The organism is Streptomyces calidiresistens (assembly GCF_014141525.1).
Lineage (GTDB): Bacteria > Actinomycetota > Actinomycetes > Streptomycetales > Streptomycetaceae > Streptomyces > Streptomyces calidiresistens.
The window spans coordinates 1-1,107 of sequence record NZ_VKHS01001223.1; the positions used below are offsets into that span (position 1 = coordinate 1).

Here is a 1,107-nt window from a genome sequence, read left to right on the forward strand (position 1 = left end):
GACAGGTGGGGGGTGGTGCCGGTCAGCCACAGGGCGTCCGTGCCCGATTCCCCGTCCCGGCCGAGTGCGCAGCGCAGGACGTCGCCCTCGGGGGTCCAGCGGGCGGCGTGCCGACCGTGGTCCGGACGGGCTTCCACCCGTGAGGTCAGGCGCACCCGTCCCGAGACGCAGCGCACCTCGCGGACCAGCACGCCGGCGGCCGAGAAGCCGGGGGGATGCGCGGACGCGGGCGGCTCTGCGCCCGTCCTCTCCTCCTCCTTCCCCGCCGGTGGCTCGGTGCTGCCCGGGGAGTCGGGGTGGACGGCCAGCAGGTCGCGCACCACGGCCTCGCCCCCGGGTCCGTGCCACCGGCTCTCCAGCACCAGGCTGTCACCGACGTAGCGCCGTACGGGCGGGTCGGCGCCCTCCACCGTCAGTTCCCACGCGCCGCCCACCCCGCGGTCCAGGATGCGGGCGAAGACGGAGGGTCCGTCGAAGCGCGGGGAACACAGCCATTCGACCGCCCCGTCGGGACCGACGAGGGCGGCGGTGTGGCAGTCGGAGAGGAAGGCGTAGGAGCCGATCGGGGGGTAGCCGGCGCGCTCGGCCCCGGTCGGGTCGGGGGAGGCGGTGGGTGACGTGGGGTCGCTCATCGGGTCACCTCCGGCAGTACCCGCTCGCCGAAGGTCTCCACGAAACCGATCTGGTTCGCCCCGACCTGGTGCAGCATCACCCGGTCGAAGCCCTCGGCCGCCTCCACCAGCCACGCGGCGTGCTCGCCGGGATCGGCGGAGGAGTGGACGTACTCGGCCACCTGCTCGGGGCGGACGAACCTGGCGGCCTGTTCGAAGTGTTCGGGCTGGGCGATCTCCCAGGCCACGTCACTGCCCAGCACCGTTTCCCGCCACTGGTCGTGGGCCACGGCCAGGGCGCGGTCGGGATCGGGGTCCCAGGACAGGTGCACCTGGAGGAGCGCGGGGCCGCGCCCCCCGGCCTCGCGGTAGGCGGCCAGCGTCTCGCGCTGGGCGTGGTCGGGCTGGTTGATGGTGATCAGCCCGTCGGCCCATCGGGCGGAGCGGGCGGCGGTGGCGGGGGTCACCGCGGCGGTGTACAGCTCGGGGACGGGGT

The 1,107-nt window shown here is 75.1% G+C and carries 2 protein-coding genes; both read right to left on the reverse strand.

Annotated elements, in window-relative coordinates:
• A partial coding sequence (locus FOE67_RS26520) for a trehalase-like domain-containing protein (protein WP_228474332.1) occupies nucleotides 1-632 on the reverse strand: 632 nt, incomplete at its 3' end.
• On the reverse strand, nucleotides 629-1,107 hold a 479-nt coding region (locus FOE67_RS26525; RefSeq protein WP_182667360.1), incomplete at its 5' end, for an LLM class flavin-dependent oxidoreductase. The genes FOE67_RS26525 and FOE67_RS26520, both read right to left, overlap by 4 nt.